This window comes from Pantoea sp. E956-1 (assembly GCF_982223955.1).
The window spans coordinates 259,543-277,944 of the sequence record NZ_CEUYZP010000004.1 but is presented as its reverse complement, the minus strand read 5'-3'; the positions used below and the strand labels follow the sequence as shown (position 1 = coordinate 277,944).

16 protein-coding genes are annotated in these 18,402 nt (G+C 57.8%); 8 read left to right on the top strand and 8 right to left on the bottom strand.

Features of this window, described 5'->3' with window-relative positions; genetic code table 11:
• Nucleotides 1-4 precede the first annotated feature (4 nt).
• Both AC0T7J_RS13825 and AC0T7J_RS13820 read right to left on the bottom strand, forming a co-directional pair.
• Nucleotides 5-511, bottom strand: a complete 507-nt coding sequence (locus AC0T7J_RS13825) for a TRAP transporter small permease (RefSeq protein WP_473794916.1) — start codon at nt 509-511, stop codon at nt 5-7.
• A 48-nt stretch (nt 512-559) separates the two neighbouring features.
• Nucleotides 560-1,528 (bottom strand): TRAP transporter substrate-binding protein, encoded by a 969-nt coding sequence (locus AC0T7J_RS13820; RefSeq protein ID WP_473794915.1) that lies wholly within the window; start codon nt 1,526-1,528, stop codon nt 560-562.
• A 352-nt stretch (nt 1,529-1,880) separates the two neighbouring features.
• Between AC0T7J_RS13820 and exbB the strand changes: the two genes are divergently transcribed.
• The 3 genes from exbB (at nt 1,881) to tcuC (ending at nt 4,590) form a co-directional block, all read left to right on the top strand.
• Nucleotides 1,881-2,603: a tol-pal system-associated acyl-CoA thioesterase gene (gene exbB, locus AC0T7J_RS13815; protein WP_473794913.1), complete on the top strand. Its 723-nt coding sequence runs from the start codon at nt 1,881-1,883 to the stop codon at nt 2,601-2,603.
• Nucleotides 2,604-2,609: 6 nt separating this feature from the next.
• Nucleotides 2,610-3,032: a TonB system transport protein ExbD gene (gene exbD / locus AC0T7J_RS13810; RefSeq protein ID WP_010249013.1), complete on the top strand. Its 423-nt coding sequence runs from the start codon at nt 2,610-2,612 to the stop codon at nt 3,030-3,032.
• A 235-nt stretch (nt 3,033-3,267) separates the two neighbouring features.
• Nucleotides 3,268-4,590: a tricarballylate/proton symporter TcuC gene (gene tcuC / locus AC0T7J_RS13805; protein ID WP_473794911.1), complete on the top strand. Its 1,323-nt coding sequence runs from the start codon at nt 3,268-3,270 to the stop codon at nt 4,588-4,590.
• On the opposite strand, the gene AC0T7J_RS13800 is transcribed toward tcuC, so the two are convergent.
• Genes AC0T7J_RS13800 through AC0T7J_RS13780 form a run of 5 tightly spaced genes read right to left on the bottom strand, consistent with a single transcriptional unit; the run spans nt 4,587 to nt 9,847 of the window.
• Nucleotides 4,587-5,564 (bottom strand): Csu type fimbrial protein, encoded by a 978-nt coding sequence (locus tag AC0T7J_RS13800; RefSeq protein WP_473794910.1) that lies wholly within the window; start codon nt 5,562-5,564, stop codon nt 4,587-4,589. The two genes, tcuC and AC0T7J_RS13800, sit on opposite strands and share 4 nt — an antisense overlap.
• Nucleotides 5,561-8,008 (bottom strand): fimbria/pilus outer membrane usher protein, encoded by a 2,448-nt coding sequence (locus AC0T7J_RS13795; RefSeq protein ID WP_473794909.1) that lies wholly within the window; start codon nt 8,006-8,008, stop codon nt 5,561-5,563. The genes AC0T7J_RS13800 and AC0T7J_RS13795 overlap by 4 nt, the downstream gene beginning before the upstream one ends.
• A 7-nt stretch (nt 8,009-8,015) precedes the next feature.
• Complete coding sequence (locus AC0T7J_RS13790; protein WP_473794908.1) at nt 8,016-8,714, bottom strand: fimbrial biogenesis chaperone; 699 nt, start codon at nt 8,712-8,714, stop codon at nt 8,016-8,018.
• A 25-nt stretch (nt 8,715-8,739) separates the two neighbouring features.
• Nucleotides 8,740-9,261, bottom strand: a complete 522-nt coding sequence (locus tag AC0T7J_RS13785; RefSeq protein ID WP_473794907.1) for a Csu type fimbrial protein — start codon at nt 9,259-9,261, stop codon at nt 8,740-8,742.
• Between the two features lie 16 nt (nt 9,262-9,277).
• Nucleotides 9,278-9,847, bottom strand: coding sequence for a spore coat protein U domain-containing protein (locus tag AC0T7J_RS13780; RefSeq protein WP_473794905.1), 570 nt, complete (start codon nt 9,845-9,847; stop codon nt 9,278-9,280).
• Between the two features lie 541 nt (nt 9,848-10,388).
• Here AC0T7J_RS13780 and AC0T7J_RS13775 point away from each other — a divergent pair.
• From AC0T7J_RS13775 to AC0T7J_RS13765, 3 genes are all read left to right on the top strand, one after another.
• Nucleotides 10,389-12,470 carry a putative bifunctional diguanylate cyclase/phosphodiesterase gene (locus tag AC0T7J_RS13775; RefSeq protein WP_473794904.1) on the top strand — a complete coding sequence of 694 codons (2,082 nt, stop codon included), beginning with the start codon at nt 10,389-10,391 and terminating at the stop codon, nt 12,468-12,470.
• Between the two features lie 153 nt (nt 12,471-12,623).
• On the top strand, nt 12,624-14,792 hold the full coding sequence (locus AC0T7J_RS13770) for a putative bifunctional diguanylate cyclase/phosphodiesterase (protein WP_473794902.1): 2,169 nt from the start codon (nt 12,624-12,626) through the stop codon (nt 14,790-14,792).
• A gap of 125 nt (nt 14,793-14,917) precedes the next feature.
• On the top strand, nt 14,918-16,321 hold the full coding sequence (locus tag AC0T7J_RS13765) for an aminotransferase-like domain-containing protein (protein ID WP_473794900.1): 1,404 nt from the start codon (nt 14,918-14,920) through the stop codon (nt 16,319-16,321).
• Here the strand turns inward: AC0T7J_RS13765 and AC0T7J_RS13760 are convergent.
• Entirely contained in the window at nt 16,318-16,800 is a 483-nt protein-coding gene (locus AC0T7J_RS13760) for a YlaC family protein (RefSeq protein ID WP_010249002.1), read from the bottom strand. The genes AC0T7J_RS13765 and AC0T7J_RS13760 overlap by 4 nt on opposite strands.
• Before the next feature lie 331 nt (nt 16,801-17,131).
• Here AC0T7J_RS13760 and AC0T7J_RS13755 point away from each other — a divergent pair, with 331 nt between their 5' ends.
• On the top strand, nt 17,132-17,731 hold the full coding sequence (locus AC0T7J_RS13755) for a cupin domain-containing protein (RefSeq protein WP_473794898.1): 600 nt from the start codon (nt 17,132-17,134) through the stop codon (nt 17,729-17,731).
• A 311-nt stretch (nt 17,732-18,042) separates the two neighbouring features.
• Complete coding sequence (locus AC0T7J_RS13750) at nt 18,043-18,321, top strand: hypothetical protein (protein ID WP_473794897.1); 279 nt, start codon at nt 18,043-18,045, stop codon at nt 18,319-18,321.
• The last annotated feature ends 81 nt before the right edge of the window (nt 18,322-18,402 follow it).

The window sequence follows — 18,402 nt, the reverse complement described above, 5'->3', positions numbered from 1 at the left end:
CGGATTAGTGGGTGCCACCCAGTGTGACAATCGGCCGCTGGCTCTGATCGCCGGTCAGCAATCGCTCAATAACAAACAGCAGGGTAAAGATCGCGCCAATCGGGATCGGCAGGTACATCTCGCCATAGGTAACGGCGGGCAGCGAGGCCAGGGTCTGAACCCACATCGCTTCACACAGGCTGTAGCTGGCCTGAAAGATCACCAGGCAGGTGATGATCATCAGCACATCGCAGACCAGCAGCAGCAACCGTTGCCGTCCCGGCGACAGGCGATCGGTCATCATTGAGACACAAATATGCGTCCCGGCGCGTAAGCCGACCGGTGCGCCAATAAAGGTAAAAATGATCATGCAGATAATGGCCACTGGTTCAGGCCAGGAGAGCGCACCGTTCATCACGTAACGGGCGAAGATCCCGATGGGGATCACCGTCACCATAATCATCAGTGCCACGGCGGCAATCAGCATGCACAGCAGATAGAGCCCATCCATCAGACGTGTATAAGCAGCCATAATTAATACCTGATTAAGCACGCCACACGGCAGTGTGGCGCGGAAGGGTTATTTCACCTCAGCGATCCGGGTCATCAGATCCTGATATTTGCCGCCAAACTGATCGCGCACCGGCTGGGTCGCTTTGACGAAGTAGTCGCGGTCCGTCTGCTGGAAGGTGACGCCACCTGCCTTCATTTTGGCGATCGACTCTTCGGTATAGGTCGCCCAGAGCTGACGCTCCTCATCCTGCGCCTCTTTGCCGAGCTTCTTCAGCAGTGCCTGATCCTCGGGTTTCAGGCGATCCCAGGCGCGTTTTGAAAACAGGATCATCTCTGGCTGGATAAAGTGGCCGCTGAGGGTGTAGTACTTCGCCACCGGCATATAGTTATGAGCGACAAAAGTAGGCGGATTGTTCTCGGTGCCATCGACCACGCCGGTCTGCATCGCACTGAATACTTCACTGACGCCCATCGCCACCGGATTCGCGCCCATCGCTTTCAGCGTTGCCAGCGAGATGGCGCTGTTCTGCACGCGGATCTTCATGCCTTTGAGATCTTCCGGTTTTGCCAGCGGCTTTTTGGTGATCATGTTGCGCTCACCGGCATCGGTCCAGCCCAGGAACACCATGCGGGCGTTGGGATCTTTATCAAACTTGTCGGCAATCTCGCGGCCTATTTCGCCATCCAGCACTTTGTGCATGTGGTCAATGTCGCGGAAAATGTAGGGCAGGGTCAGCACGCTGGTTTCCGGGGCAATTGAAGTGACCGGTGCCAGCGACACGCGGATCATGTCGATTGCGCCCAGCTGCACCTGTTGCAGCGTCTGATCTTCATCTCCCAGCACGCCACCGGCGTAGAGTTTCATCTCCAGCCGTCCATCGGTGGCCTGTTTCAGTTTGTCGCCCATGTGTTGCAGGGCGACCACGGTGGGATAACCGGCAGGCTGGACTTCAGCCACTTTGATCACCTGTGCCGTGGCAGTCGCGCTCATCATCACCGCCAGGGCACTGGCCAGGCATGTTTTCGTCATTCTCATTATTTTATCTCCCGCTGAGGTAGGACGGCGTCCGGCGTCGGGGGCTAACCGGAGAGGACCGTGTGGAGCCAGCATAGTGAAAATGCGCGCCAGTAAAATGCGGCAATGCTGATTGAATGAATGCCATCACATTTTGAAACGATGTTTTAATAAATTTTCATGCGGCTTCACATTTTCGAAACATCCTTGCAAAAAGTGTTTAAACCTGGCTAATTGCGGGTGAATGGCAGCGATCATCTTTGTAAATACTAATGAGAACTACTATCAATTCGCCGTCGTTTTGCTATTATTCGCGCTTGTCTCGCATCCCTGAATCAGAAGTTGGAGAAGCAGCGTGGTAGCCAGTGATTTGATGCAAACGGACCTCTCCGTTTGGGGCATGTATCAACATGCCGATATCGTGGTAAAAGTGGTCATGATTGGCCTGTTATTGGCCTCAGTGGTGACCTGGGCGATCTTCTTTGGCAAATACGCCGAACTCAGCGCCGCTAAGCGCCGCCTGAAGCGCGAGCATCTGGCGCTGGGCGAAGCCCGCAATCTGAATGACGCTGCCCGCATTGCCCAGTCGTTTACCGGTCACAGCCACAGTGTGGTGCTGCTGAATGATGCGCAGAATGAACTTGAACTGTCGGCTGGCGTGGAAGATACCAACGGGATCAAAGATCGCACCAGTTTCCGCCTTGAGCGCCGCGTTGCTGCGTTCAGCCGCCATGCAGGCCGGGGCAATGGCTTCCTGGCGACCATCGGTTCGGTTGCGCCGTTTATCGGCCTGTTCGGCACCGTATGGGGCATCATGAACAGCTTTATCGGCATCGCTAAAACCCAGACGACGAACCTTGCGGTTGTTGCACCGGGTATCGCCGAAGCGCTGCTGGCGACCGCGATTGGCCTAATCGCTGCTATTCCGGCGGTGGTGATCTACAACGTCTTTGCCCGCATGATCGCCAACTATAAAGCCTCGCTGGGTGATGTCGCCGCTCAGGTGATGCTGCTGCAGAGCCGTGATATCGATCTGGGCATTGTCGCCACTGATGTTCCGCGTCCTGCGACGGCTCAGAAACTGCGCTTAGGGTAAGTTCTTATGGCAATGCGATTAAACGACGATCTGGAAACCGATGGTGAAATGCATGAGATCAACGTGACGCCGTTTATCGACGTCATGCTGGTTCTGCTGATCATCTTTATGGTGGCCGCGCCGCTGGCCACGGTCGACGTACGCGTCAATCTGCCCGCCTCAACCAGCGCGCCGCAGCCGCGCCCGGAAAAGCCGGTTTACCTGTCGATTAAAGCCGATAAGCAGCTTTACGTCGGTAACGATCAGGTTACACCGGAGTCGCTGGTTAACGTGCTGACTAACCAGACTCAGGGCAACAAAGAGACCACCATTTTCTTCCAGGCGGATAAGTCGGTCGATTATGAAACGCTGATGAGCGTAATGGATAAGCTGCGCACGGCGGGTTATCTGAAAATTGGTCTGATGGGCATGGAAACCGTGAAGAAATAGCGGGTTATCCGGCTCAGGAAAAAGGCGACTGTTCAGGTCGCCTTTTTTTATGGCTGCTCTTCAGCCCTATAAAATCAGGCAAATCAGGACCAGGGCAATCACTTATGCTAGCTGAACTGAATTGTTAATTGGTTGTTACTTATGTACATAGATTTGTAAAGTGCAATGGTGAGCCAGGTCACATTAATCCCGCGTCAGGCAGGCTAAAACGGCTAAAAAACAACAGGAAGCCGTTATGAGTCACACCCCGTCTTTACAAAAGCCGCCGAAAAGTGCCGCCCGAACTATCTTCACCGTCACCAGTGGTAACTTCCTGGAGATGTACGATTTTATGGTATTTGGCTACTACGCCACTGCCATTTCAAAAACCTTCTTCCCCGGTGATGACCCGTTTGCCTCCCTGATGCTGACCCTGATGACCTTTGGTGCCGGCTTTCTGATGCGCCCGCTGGGGGCGATCATTCTGGGGGCCTACATCGACCATCATGGTCGTCGTAAAGGGCTGTTGCTGACGCTTGGCTTAATGGCGATAGGTACCCTGACCATTGCGCTGGTACCGGGCTATGCCACCCTGGGCGTGGCAGCGCCGATTCTGATCCTGCTGGGACGGCTGTTGCAGGGCTTCTCGGCGGGCGTTGAGCTGGGTGGCGTATCGGTCTATCTGGCCGAAGTCGCGCCCAAAGGACGCAAAGGCTTTTTCGTCAGCTGGCAGTCGGGCAGCCAGCAGATTGCGGTGATCTTTGCCGCCCTGCTGGGTCTGATGCTGAATCATCTGCTGGCGAAAGAGGCGGTGACGGAGTGGGGCTGGCGTATCCCGTTTGTGGTCGGCTGTCTGATTGTGCCCTTCCTGTTCTATATCCGCCGGATGCTGGAAGAGACCGAAGCGTTCAGCAAACGTAAACATCATCCCAGCATGACGGAAATCATGCGGTCGGTCGCCAGCAACTGGGCGCTGGTGCTGGCGGGGATGCTGATGGTGGTCACCACCACGGTGATGTTCTACATGATCACCGCCTTTACTCCGACCTTTGGTAAAACGGTGTTGATGATGAGTGACAAGCAGGCGTTCCTGGTAACGCTCTGTGTCGGTGTCTCAAACCTCTTCTGGCTGCCGCTGATGGGGGCGCTGTCGGACCGCGTCGGCCGCCGTCCGCTGCTGATCATTTTTACTCTGCTGATGATTGTCACCACCTGGCCGGTACTGCACTGGCTGGTGGGATCGGCCAGCTTCGCCCACCTGCTGGAAGCGGAACTGTGGCTGTCGTTTCTCTATGCCAGCTATAACGGTGCGATGGTGGTCTATCTGGCGGAGATCATGCCTGCTGAGGTGCGCGCCGCCGGTTTCTCGATGGCTTACAGTCTGGCGACGGCGCTGTTTGGCGGCTTTACGCCTGCCATCTCCAGCTACCTGATCCATGCCACCGGTGACAAAGCGATGCCGGGCGTCTGGCTGACCTTTGCCGCAGTCTGTGGGCTGATCGGCACGTTGCTGATTGGCCGGATGGTGAAGCAGTATCAGATCCGTCACAGCGGCACGCCGGTCAGTGCTTCACTCTAAAACGACAAATCGACCACCACGCTGTCGCTGTAGTTCCCGGCTGGCGGCGTGTTCTGCGTGGTCAGGATGCGCGCGGTGTAGTTAAAACCGCGCGTCAGTCCATCCGTGGATACCGCCGTTGAGGTGGTACTGCTCCAGCGTTCAGTGCCTGCCGATCCCCAGCGATTGCTGGTGGTGCTTTTATAAATTTCATAGCTCAGCCGATTCGTGCCGCTCGCCATATTCCTCACGCTCCCCACCGGATAACTGCCGTTGCTCAGCCCGACGGTATAGGTGCTGCCTTTGCTGCACAACACGTTGATAGTCTGTGATACGGCGGAGAAGCTGCCGACCAGCGGCGCGCTGCCAAAGCTGATATTGGGCGCGGTAATGGTGGTGCAGTCATTGGTAAGAATGGCGGTGATATTAATCGGGATGACACCGCTGCCGTTCTGCTCGCTTAAACAGACATTGCCAATCGCAATGCTGGTGCAGATGCGATAAGTCACGGCCATATTCAGCGTCAGCTGGTACGTCCCGGCGGCGACCACCTGACCGGGAACGGTGCGCAGATAGATCGGGATGGCGAAGTTAAGGCTGCCCAGCAAGCCTGCCAGGTTGACCAGGGTCTGCGAACCATAGACAAACGGCGAGCCGCCAATTGTCAGTTCAGTGGCGCAGGCCGTGTCGGTGCAGAGCCGCACCGGCACATTATCGCTGCCGGTATCACCGCTGCGTTTCAGCGTCCCGCGCGTGCCATTTCTATTGGTGGCGCCCGTCAGCTGAAAAGTGATCTGGTTATTGCCCAGCAGCGACAGCCCGGCGCCCGCGCCACAGTTGACGTTGGCATTCGTGGTGGTGGAACTGATGGTGGTGTTCGCCACAAAGGTTGTGACTGAACCGAAACTGGCGGTCGATGCGGGCAGGGCGCAGGCGGCGTAGCCCAGCGACGGCAGTAACAGCAGCAGGCCAGCCAGTATTACAGATTTCATCATGGTCGGTTTCCGGACGTAAAAGATTCAGCGGGAGAGGGGGCGCTGCCTGCGGCAGGGGCGGGCAGCGCACAGGTCAGGGGGCCGTAAGTTTTCAGCGCCTGCGGCTGACCGCTGGCGATGCGCAGTTCGGTTTCGCACTGGCGGCCATCGGGCGTCACTACCTGCATCGGGTTACTGGCGGTGAGATCTTCCATCCAGACGATGCCATCCCAGCCGACATACTCGGTGGGATGATCGGGACGCTGCACCAGGCTTGATACCGGCAGCGGCTGGCCCTGCGCATCGACCAGGATTACGCTGGCTGAGCGCAGTTTTTCCACCGGGAAGTTGAGCAGATAACCGCTCTGGCGTTTCACCGCAAAGCGCTGCTCAACCCGTGGTGTGGTCATATCTGCCGGCAGGTCGAGGGTATCGATATCATATTTGGCCGGATAGTAGCTGCTGATGGCGGGCACCAGCAGATAGCCCTGTTGATTGGTGCGTCCCATCGACTGATTCTCGTAGCGCACGTTTACGTCGGGATAGTTGGTTTTCACCAGCACAAAGGCGTCGTTGATGGCGTTAGCGGCAAAGACGCTGTTGTCCATTAACACCAGCGCACCCGAGAGATCGGCCCACTGGGTAAGGTTGTCATCGTCGCCATAGAAGCCCGCTGAAGTGTCGATCTGGTTATTGCGATAGCGCAGACTGCCCTGACGATAATCGCCGCTGTCTCCGCTCTGATTCGCCCAGGAGGCATCCCAGGCGAACCCGCCGTCGCTGGGCATGGCGCGTGAGGCATAAACGCGCTGACTGTCGCGGCCACGCTGATCGCGTTCGGTGCTGAGGGCCACGCTGCCCTGTTCACCAAACGGGATCACCAGCGAAATCGCCCCGGTCCAGCTTTTCTCCTGCTGATCGCGGCTGGCCGAGACATACAGGCTGCTGTTACCCCACAGGTTTTTACTCCATGAGAGGTTCCACAGCCGGGTGCGATCGCCCTGACCGTCGGTGATGTCGATGAAGGCGGCGCCAACGCTGCCAAAGCGGTTCAGTGAGACGCTGGCGCTGTACTGAGCACTGCGGCGTGAGAGTGCGTAGCGGCTATCCGCCTGGCTACCGGCACGGCTGCCGACCAGCGCCAGATTGCCGAAGTCGCTGCTGCGCTGGGTCTGTTGAGTGCCGATGTTGAACCAGCGGTTGTTGTACTGATATCCCCAGCTATATTGCCTGCCGCTCTCGCCATCGAGCTGACTTTGCGCCACCGCGCCGTTAACCACGCCCCAGCTGCCGACGCGCAGCTGACCACCCAGACCGCCCATCGCCAGCGTTTCGCTGCCTTCGGCGTGGCTCTCCAGCGTCAGCCAGTCGGTCATACCGTAACGATAAGAGCCGCTGGCCGCTGCCTCACCATAATCGAAGTTCTTTATGCCGTAGTTTTCACGGATTGCCCCGGCAGAGAAGGCGTAGTCCGACAGCCCCGATTTCAGCAGGTTACTGGAGACGTAAAACGGCATGGTGGTGGTGACGCGGCGGCCAACCGCATCGGTGGTGGTGATCACGGCGTCACCCGCGCCGTTAACGAATGGCACATTGGTCATCGACCAGGGGCCAGGCTGCACGTTCGCCTGGCTGGAGCGATAGCCGTTGATAAAGAGATCAACGGTGGAAGGCACGGCGGCCTGACCGGAAAAAGCGGGCAGCGGATAGGTCACCAGATCGGGACGGACGCTGAAGTCGCGACCGACGCGGATGCCACCAAGACGCACGCTGCTGCTCCAGGCCAGCGAGTCGGTGACCAGATCACCGACCCGCCAGCTCACCGCCGCATTCTCGTCTTCATTGCTCCACCAGCTGTCGTAGCGGATATAGCCATCATCCTGATAAGTGGTACTGCCTTCCAGCTGCTGTTGCCAGACGCCGTTAGTGGAGAAATGACCGGCATCACCAAACAGCCGCAGTTCGTTCCAGGCAGACAGGCGGGAGCCACTGTTATCCGTGCGGCTGGCGTAAAGATCATAATTAATCAGCGCGCCGCTGCTGGTACGGCCCGGATAGCGCGGTCCGTTCTTCGCCTCGCCAATCACCTGACCGGGCAGCCAGTCAGGCGGTACGGTCAGCAGCAGGCGTTGTCGCGCTGCGTCATACTCCACTTTGATGGGTTGCAGGCTGCTGACATCGACCTGCGGCTGCTGGCCCAGCTTATCCGCTGGCAGGCCAGCACGCTGCAGATCGCCACTGCGAATCCAGAAATGACCGTCGCGCTGCTCTGCCGGCACAATGTTGCCGTTTTCCTGCTGGTTAATCACCAGCTCCAGCATATATTGCTGACCATTGCTGCTGGTCTGCAGGCTGGGCGGCGGGGGCAGGGATGAGTAAGTCTCCGCCAGCGCAGGATCCGGCGTAAAAGCGTAAATGACGCTGGCCACAGCCAGCGCGCAGGGATGCAGGGAAAATGGTCTCATTCAGCGCTTACTTCTGGGCAGCGCTGCGCCACTGGCTCTTGTTAACCTCTGCGGTGAGTTCGCCGCTCACCGGCGAGGTAAGCGGCCAGCGGTGATAGCTGTCAGCGAGCACATAGCCGTATAAGCCTTCACCCAGTTTGCGGCCGCCAATCGCCACATTGCTCAACCGGGCATGACCGCTGCCGCTATTGGTTAACTGGAGCCAGCGCCTGCCGCCCTCGCTGATCTGCTGCCAGCGCAGCGCCGGGCGAGCGCTGTCCGTGTTCAGACCGGTGCCATAAACAAACAGCGGCACCGAATAGCGCATCTGGAAGGTCAGGCCGGCCTGATTTTCGCCGGGGTTACGCGAGGTCGGGATCTCATCCAGCACCACCCGATAGGCCTGTTCTTTACCGGCCGCAGGCGGCGTCTGTTTAATCAGCCTGACCAGCTGTTTCTGGCCTGGCTCCATCCGCACCATCGGCGGGCTGGCGACCACCTGCTGCTGAGTCTGATACTGCTCCTGGCCGTTGATCTGCTGCCAGCTGAAGACGCGGATCTGCATCATGGTGGTACTGTTACCGCGATTCTCCAGCCAGAGTTCGCTGGCTTTCTCTTCAGGATTAATGGCGGGATCGATGGGCCAGATCATGACCGAATTCGCGGCGAAGGCCGGAGAGAGCAGGGTGGAACTTAACAGCAGCAACAGGGCGCGCAGTGGCTTCATGATCATATCCTTGTTTTCTATCACCTCACCAGCTCAGGGTGACGGTCAGCGTGTCGGTATAAACGCCGGCGCGCGCAGTGCCGGGCAGTTGTAGCTGACCGTAGATCGGCAGCGTAATGTTATTGGCATTGCTATAACTCAACGGCACCGCCTGGTTCACGGGGATCACCGTAGTGCGGCTGGCGTTGCTAAAGAGCGTATAGGGAACGGTATTGCTGAAATTGGGCAGCTTCAGGTTACGGGTCGTGGTGAAATTGTTGCCCTGATTAATGCTCATGCTCAGCGTTGTGCCCGGCGTACAGGCGAGATTAATCGAGGTGCTCTGCAGAAAGCTGGCGTTGACGGTATTCGCCGCCACGCCAGACTGCGTACCGAAATTAAGCGTGCCAAAGACGCCGGTATTGGTACCGGATATCACGCAGCCTGCCACAATCGACGCGGTAACCTGGAAAGTGCTGGTTGGCAGACTCCAGGCGCTGATACTCCCTGTCAGCAGGGGCAGACCGCATGCGATCGTCAGGCAGGATCGCCAGAGAACCACCCGCATTTACCCGCGAAAGCAGTTAATAGTTCACGGCTACGTTAATCGTATCGGTATAGGTTCCGGCAGGAATAAGGGGGTTAAATCCGCCGCCGACTACCCGGCCATAGATGGCATAGTTGGTTCCCAGCGTCGGATCGGTGGTACCGCTGGCGGCGATGGGCGTGTTGTTGGCGATTGCTGTGGTAAAGGAGGCGTCACTGTAGAGGGTATAGGCGATGCCCTGCGCATTATCCGCTCCCAGCACCAGATAACGCGGCGATGCAGAGGCGGTGCCATAGATGGTCGCCGGCGCAGCATTGCTGCTGGTGACCACCACGTTGTAGTCCTGACCGGTGGTGCAGCGCACAAAAATACCGTTACCAGCCGCACCGACCAGCGTGGCGTTCAGGGTATCGAAAGTGGCTGCGCTGCTACCAAAGTTCAGGGTACCGAAGTTAACGCCCGCCGTAGCGGACTGACCGTTCACCAGACAACCGGTGGTCAGGGTTAACGTGGCATTGATGGTTCCCGAGGTCGTCGCCGCCTGGGTTAATGACGGAACAGCGGCAGTTAATCCTGCAGCGGCAAACAGAAAAAGCTTGAGTTTCATAATATTTCCTTACGGATTATCCAGAGTCAGTGCTTTTTCACCCGGTGTTTATTAACGATTCAATCCAGAATAAGGAAATAAAAATAACAAGGCGGGCATTGCCGCGCTCTTAAGAGAAAATGCAGACTTAAGAATAATGATTTATATAAATTTTACTTACTATATATCAGTTAAAGCGTTACGCGAAGCCTTGCCATTTGTTTTTGACTAATCAAAACGTCACTGCGGCCGATAACCCAGTAGCAGCAAGGCGTAAAGGCGAAGCGGTAAAACAAAATTCTTTGTTTTTTTGGCATCTGGCATGCTTTCTGCCTCGGTGATATGTTCCTGTACCAATCAGACATAATAACGATTTACCGGCTTGCTCTGTGGGCGGCTAATAAGATGCGGGTTAGAAATGGCCTGCGTCTGTGGGTGCGTTTTGCCTGGACGTCAGGACCACGATTACCGAAATTCAATCACGTTCACCCACCGGGTGTTTTAAATCACTTATCAGACTGTACACAGCACCCGCTTCTCTGCGGGCGGTGAGGAGTTGCACATGTTGCCTGTCACGTGGGATAGCGTCCTGATCAGCGTTTCGCTGCTCGTGGCGTTCATTGCCTCTTTTACCGCTCTGGATACCGCCGGACGGGTGGCCGTATCCCGTGGCTGGAGCGCCCGGTTCTGGTTGCTGGTGGGCGGCATCGCAATGGGGATTGGCGTCTGGGCAATGCACTTTGTCGGGATGCTGGCGATGATGTTACCGATGATGATGCGCTACGACACGCGGCTGACGATCCTCTCGCTGCTGGTAGCGATCCTGGCGTCTGTGCTGGCTTTTGGCCAGACGGTGGGCGGCCTGCATCTTACCCGCCCGCGGCTGCTGCGCGGCACGCTGATCCTGAGCACAGGTGTGGTGGTGATGCACTATCTCGGCATGTATGCCCTGCTGATTGAACCAAAACCGGAGTGGAATGCCCTGCTGGTGGCACTCTCTGTGCTGATTGCGCTTGCGGCTTCTGGTCTGGCGCTGTGGCTGGCTTTCCATCTGCGCCAGGGCGATCACCGTCTGTTGCTGATGCGTGTGCTGGCCTCTCTGGTGATGGGCATCGCTATTGCTGGCATGCACTATGCTGGTATGGCGGCAGCACAGTTCAGCCACCGCAGTACGATGCAGCCGCACGGCGTCAGCAATCAGGGCCTGGCGGTGTGGGTGACGCTGATTACCCTGACGATTCTGGGTATCACTCTGCTGAGTTCGATGCTGGATGCGCAGCTGCGCGCCACGCGGCTGGCGACCCGCCTCAATCGCGCTAATCAGGAATTGCGTCAGCTGGCGATGCATGACAACCTGACCACGCTGCCCAATCGTGTGATGCTGGAGCAGCAGCTCGATCTCGCCATTAAACAGGCAATGCTTAATGAGCATCACTTTGCTGTGATCTATATGGATCTTGATGGCTTCAAAGCGGTCAATGACACCTGGGGACATCACGTCGGTGATCGGTTGCTGGTGGCCGTGGCGGAACGGCTACGCAGTAAGCTCAGTCACACGATGCTGCTGGTGCGTCTGGGGGGCGATGAATTTGTGCTGATGGCTGAGTGCGATAGCAGTGCAGCCTGCCAGCTGGCGCAAAAACTGGTGAAAGTCATCAGTGCGCCGTTTGAACTGGACCGCTATGTGCTGCACGTTTCACTCAGCGCGGGCATTGCGATCTTTCCGCTGCACGGTCGCAACCGGCAGGAGCTGTTGTTTAATGCCGATGCGGCGATGTATCACACCAAACACAGCGGACGAAACGGCTGGTGCCTGTTTGAACCGGCCATGAGCGCCGCGACGCAGCATCAGCTGGAGCTGGCGAACGATCTGTGGGAGGCGATAGAGCGCGAGCAGATGCGGCTGTTCTATCAGCCCAAATTCTGTTCCGGCGGCACCAGGTTAATGGGATTCGAAGCGTTGTTGCGCTGGCAGCATCCGCAGCGTGGTTTGCTGACGCCTGAGCTGTTTTTGCCGCGCGCCGAAAAAACCGGTCAGATTATTGCGCTGGGGAACTGGGTGATCGGGGAGGCCTGCCGCCAGCTCAGGATCTGGCACAACCAGGGCCACAGTGACTGGACGGTATCGGTGAATCTCTCTGCGTTGCAGTTTCACCAGCGTGATTTGCTGACTATCCTGACGCAGACCCTGGCGCGTTACCAGCTGTCAGGCAGCGCGCTGATGCTGGAGATCACTGAAGCGATTGCCATGCGCGATCCCGCTTTCAGCCAGCAGCGCATTCGTGAATTGCAGCAGGCGGGTGTCAGCGTCGCTATTGATAACTTCGGCATCGGCTATGCCAACCTGCTGCATCTTAAAGATCTGGATGCCAGTGAACTCAAAATTGATCGCAGTTTTATCAACTGCCTGCGGCCCGGCAGTGAAGATGCGACCGTGGTCAGCGCCATGCTCACCCTGGCGCAGAGCCTCAATCTGCGCATGGTGGCGGAAGGGGTGGAGACTGAAGAGCAGCAGCATTTGCTCACCAGCTTAGGCTTTGATGCGTTGCAGGGGTATCTGCTGGGCAAGCCGACGCCAGCGGACCGGGTTGAGGCGCTGCGTTTTCCCTCACTGCGACAGCCGGTGGCGTCACTGTCCGGCTGACTGTGCTGACAGCAACGATAGATTTCATCACTCAGAATGAGTGGAAGGATGCAGGGTTCGCGGCTCATTAACCGCCGGGCTGTGCCGATAACTAAGAGAATAATTTTAAAACCCTCTGCCCAACCACACGCTCTGCTTTCGCGGGAATGCACTATGTTAGCGACCTCGTACGACTCTTTTATCGTCATCGTCTCCGTTCTGGTCGCGATGCTGGCTTCGTTTACCGCCTTAGATATGGCGGGGCGGGTGGTGCATTCAACCGGCAAAGTCGCGCTGGTCTGGCTGTTCGGCGGCGGTTTTTCCATGGGCATCGGCATCTGGGCGATGCACTTTATCGGCATGCTGTCGATGAATATGGAGATGGTCATGAGCTACAACGCCGGGCTCACCGCCTTCTCTGCGGCCATCGCGGTCTGTGCGTCGATATTTGCGCTGTGGCTGGTCTGCAGTGGCGATCTGCCTTTGCCGCGCCTGGCGGGTGGCGCGCTGATCCTCGGCAGCGGCGTAGTCGCGATGCACTACACCGGCATGGCGGCGCTGATGTTCTCTCCCGGTATCGTCTGGAAATGGGGCTGGGTGGCGCTGTCGGTGGCGATCGCCCTGGCCGCCTCTGGCACCGCGCTGTGGCTGGCGTTTAACCTGCGGGAAGGACAGACCAGCCGGGTCACCCTGCTGCGTATTGGCGCATCGGTAGTGATGGGCTGTGCTATTGCCGGCATGCACTATACCGGCATGATGGCGGCAGAGTTTCCTGCCCACAGTCATCCGATCGGGCAGGGCGTCAACAGCAACTGGCTGGCGATTCTGGTCACGGTGGTCACTATTTCGATTCTGGGCATTACCTTGCTGGTGTCGATGCTGGATGCGCGGATGCAGGCGCGTACCTCGATTCTCGCCAGTTCGCTGGCTGAAGCCAATCGTGAGCTGGCACAGCTGGCGCTGCACGACAACCTGACACGGCTGCCTAACCGCATCCTGCTGGAAGATCGGCTGGAGCAGGCGATCAACAAAGCGAATCGTGAGCAGAGGCAATTTGCCCTGATGTTTATGGATCTTGATGGGTTTAAGGCGGTTAACGACGCATTCGGGCACCACATTGGCGACAGTCTGCTGGTCGGCGTGACCGAGCGCATGAGTCAGCAGATGACCGGCTACTACACGCTGGCGCGGCTCGGCGGTGATGAGTTTGTGCTGCTGGTGGAGATCGACGATCCCAATGATGCGGCGGCTATCGCCGACAAGCTGGTCAAAGCGGTGGATCGTCCGTTTGATATCTCACGCTATGAGCTGGTGGTATCGCTGAGTCTCGGCATCGCGGTCTATCCCGGCGATGGCGTGGATGAGCGTGAGCTGATGTTCAACGCCGATGCGGCGATGTACCACACCAAAAACAATGGCCGCAATGGCTACACCTTCTTTCAGCCCTCAATGAACATTCAGGCCCAGAGCCAGCTTCAGCTGAATAACGATCTCTGGCAGGCGCTGGATCATGATGAGCTGCGCCTGTTCTATCAGCCAAAATATTGCGCGCCGAGCGGTCCGATTCTCGGTTTTGAGGCATTGCTGCGCTGGCAGCATCCGCAGCGCGGCCTGCTGTCGCCCGATAAATTTCTGCCAATGGCAGAAAAGACCGGAATGATTGTCAGTATCGGCAACTGGGTAATCCATGAAGCCTGTCGCCAGCTGCGTCAATGGCATCTGCAGGGCCATCCGCACTGGTCGGTGGCGGTGAACCTGTCGGCGTTGCAGTTTGAGCAATCAAATCTGGTGGAGACAGTGGTGAATGCGCTGGAAATACATCAGATTCCGGCTGAACTGCTGACGCTGGAAGTGACAGAAACCACCGCGATGCGCGATCCCGATGAGAGCGTACGTATTCTGACTGAGCTGACCCAACTCGGGGTGAAAGCCTCAATTGATGACTTTGGCACCGGCTACTCCAGCCTGCTCTATCTGAAACGGCTACCAGCCAGTGAGCTCAAGATCGACCGGGCCTTTGTGAATGAGCTGCAGCATCACACTGAAGATGCCACTATCGTGTCGGCGATAGTGGCGCTGGCGCAGTCGCTGCAATTGAAAGTGGTGGCCGAGGGCGTTGAAACCCCTGAGCAGCAGGCCTTCCTGACCAGTCTGGGCTGTAATACGCTGCAGGGCTATCTGCTGGGCAAGCCGGTTCCCGCAGAGCGGGTACCGGAGCTGGCTGACTTTGTGGTGGCGGAAGTTGAAGAGGCGGTTGCGAATGTGAGCCTGATTACCGAAGCCGAAGCCGAAGCCGAAGCCGAAGCCGATCAGCCGCTGACGCCGCAGGTCGCTGCGATCTGACGCGCCTGAATCCGTGAAGAATCAGCGCAATCGGATAAAGCGCTTCACGCCGCCTGCCATTGGTCGCCGTGCGTGGTAAAGTCTCGCGGTCAGATGATTCACGGTAAAACAAGGAGAGGTCACCCGTGGCGAAATATCAGCGATTGATGGATGAGATTCAGCAGCAGATAGAGGCCGGCATCTGGCTGCCGGGCACCCGTCTGCCGTCATTGCGTCAGCAGGTCGCGCAGCAGGGCGTCAGCCTGATGACGGTGCTGCATGCCTATGAGTTGCTGGAGAGTCAGGGCTGGATCGTCTCCCGTCCACAGTCGGGTTACTACGTGGCACCGCGTGCCTTAGCACCCGCACCGCTGAGCGTGGCAATCAGTGAGCAGGTCGATATCAACGACTTTGTGTTTGATGTACTGCAGGCCACGCGCGATCCCGCCATTGTGCCGTTTGGCTCCGCCTTTCCCGATCCTGCACTCTTTCCTCAGCGCCAGCTGATGCGCTCGCTGGCTAACGTCTCTCATCATCTGACCCCAACCGATGCGCTGCACAATCTGCCGCCCGGCAACGCCACGCTGCGCCAGCTGCTGGCGCAGCGCTATGCGCGTCAGGGCATCACTCTGTCGCCAGATGAAATTGTCATCACCAGCGGGGCGCTGGAGGCGCTGAACCTCAGTCTGCAATCCCTGACCGAGCCGGGTGATTATGTGGTGATTGAACAGCCGAGTTTTTATGGCGCGCTGCAGGCGATAGAGCGGCTTAAGCTCAAGGCGCTGGCGATCCCGGTCGATGCCCGAAATGGCATCGACCTCGTCCAGCTGGAGGAGGCACTGCAGCGCTGGCCGGTGAAAGCCTGCTGGCTGATGACCACCCTGCAGAATCCGCTGAGCGTAACCCTAACGCCGGAACGCAAACAGCAGCTGGTCGCACTGCTGGCGCGTTATCAGGTGCCGATGATTGAAGATGATGTCTATGCCGAACTCTGGGCAGGTGATGCGGCTCCGCTGCCAGCCAAAGCCTGGGATCGTCAGGGGAACGTGCTGCACTGTGGCTCATTTTCAAAGTCGCTGGTGGCAGGATTTCGCGTCGGCTGGGTCGCAGCGGGGCAGCATGCGCAACGTATTCAGCGGCTGCAACTGATGAGCACGCTTTCTACCAGTGCGCCGATGCAGCTGGCGCTGGCCGATTTTCTTGCCACGCGGCGTTACGATACCCATCTGAAGCGGCTAAGACAGATTCTGGCGAAGCGACAGCAGATGGTGCGCCAGGCGTTAATGAAGGTGCTGCCGCCGCAGGCCACGGTCAGCGAAGCGCGCGGCGGCTATTTTCTCTGGGTGACGCTGCCGGAAAGCATTAATACGACCCGGCTCTATCAGCGGGCGCTGGCGCAGGGGATTAGTATTGCTCCGGGACAGCTATTTTCGGCAGGTGAGCAGTTCAGACACTGCTTCAGGTTAAATACCGCCTGGCCGTGGGATAGTCGGGCCGAGGCGGCAATCGGGACGCTGGGTCAGCTGATGGCGGAAGGGCAGGCGGATTAAACCCGCGCCGCTTCCTGATGGCCCCAGGTCAGGTAGTAGACATCATAGAAGTCCACTTCTCCTTTTTGCGTCAGCAGACGCTGGATACCGCTCTTCACGCGTTCTGGTGTCTCAGGCAGCGACAGAATGCGTGATATGGCCTGTTCGCGCACCGGCTGAATGTAATACCACTCGCCGTTGTAGCAAACGCGCAGATCGAGCGCATCGATATCTTCAAAGCGATATTTCGGGTTGATATCCAGCAGCATCAGCACACTCATCACCAGCACAAACACGGTGGCAAACCAGAAGGCCGGCCAGCCGAGCATCTCGGTGGTGAAGATCAGCGCCACGCACAGGCCGTAGCAGAGGTACATCACTGCCCAGAGTCCAGGATGATTTTTCAGAAACGAGAGGCTGAAGCGCGGCAAATTGTCGCGACGTTCTTCGCGGTTAAGCAGGGCGATCTCGTCAATCAGGATTTGTTTAATAGCGTCCATTTGTTACCTCACTGTCATCTGTTAGCTATTACAACAGATAACAGTCAAGCATATCAGAAACAGATCTGTGCTTTTTTTGTATAACAGTTTATACAGGCGTCGCCTGGGCGTTGGTTTGCTGCGCCTGCGCGTCCGGCTGCCTGACATTTTGCAACACTTTGCCGCAGTAAGAACCGCTACCCTCCGTTACGCAGACAGACGCCGACCCTATAGTTAACGACACATTTGGCTTTAGTCAGCAATATCAGTCAATTATCTCAATTGTGTCGTCTGGCGCACATTGCAATGTGCCGCAGGTTTGCCACACTGAGAAAAACATCGGAGAACCTGTATGCGTGCCTCATCCTCCAGTCTGCTATTAATGATGTCCTTTGCCGCTGGCACCTTCTCGGCCGGGGCTTCTGACAATCCTCAGCATCTGATGCTCGCCAGCCCGTCGGGCGGCGTGCCCAATAACCCGTTACCTCTGATTATCTGGCCGCGCGTAGTGCCGGAAGAGGAGGAGATCGCTGCGTGGTTTGAGAAAACCTTTGAGGCGAACGGCTGGCCGCCCGCCTGGCGCTATCCGATCTTTCCGTATACCCATTATCATCCTAATACCCATGAACTGCTTGGCGTCGCTGAAGGCTGGGCGGAAGTGCTGTTTGGCGGCGACAGTGGTCGGATGGTGACCCTTCGCGCAGGCGATGCCGTCCTGATTCCGGCGGGTGTCGGCCACCGGCAGGTCAGCGCCAGCGAAGATTTTATGGTGATTGGCGCCTATCCGCACGGGATGTCGCCGGAGACGCTGCGCGATGAGCCCGCGAAGCTGAAAATGGCCCAGGAGCAGGTGAAAAAAGTGCCGTTCCCGACGCAGGATCCCTTTACCGGCAAAGAGGGCGCATTAACCGAGATCTGGCAGCCGATTGCGGCGCTCACCGCCCAGCAGTAAGCCACGGGGATCACGCGGCGGCGCTGAATAACCGTGCCGGCATCGGTTCACCGCCGGTCTATGCCCGTGATATTACCTGGCTGCAGCGGGGAGAAAGTGGCGTGCCGGCTCAGGCGCGACGCATCCTGCCAGTGCGCGGCCAGTGCGCGGCCAGTGCGCGGCCAGTGCGCGCTGGGGCCGCCGAATCTGTTCACCGGTCGCCGCGGGCATTCGCCAGGATCGATCTGGTTTGATCTGCCGATTGCGGGTGGCATCACCTCTTTGGGCGACTGGCGTCGCAAATCGCTGCTGTTGCCGTTTGATTGCCCGCCATGCACACGGCTGTTGATTACGATGCTTCCTGTGGCGACCGGAATCAGCGACTGGCGCAGCAGATTGACGCGCTGGCACTGGCGGCACAAGCGCGCGCCCTGGCCATCGCGCCGCTGCACGAGCAAGGTCCTGATGAGCCAAAGCCCGGCAATGATCTGCTTGCAACACCGTTATTCTCTCTTCTTGCGCCGGGAACGCGTCGTCTGACGCGCCGCCACGACGGTGTCATTGAACATTTACTCGCCGCTGCCGATATACCCTCTATACACATTGATTAATCTTCTTAATGCGCTTGTTATCTCAGCTCTTTTCAGCTGTAGTCTGCGCACCCTATTGAGAACATTCCTAAGCCGTCATCC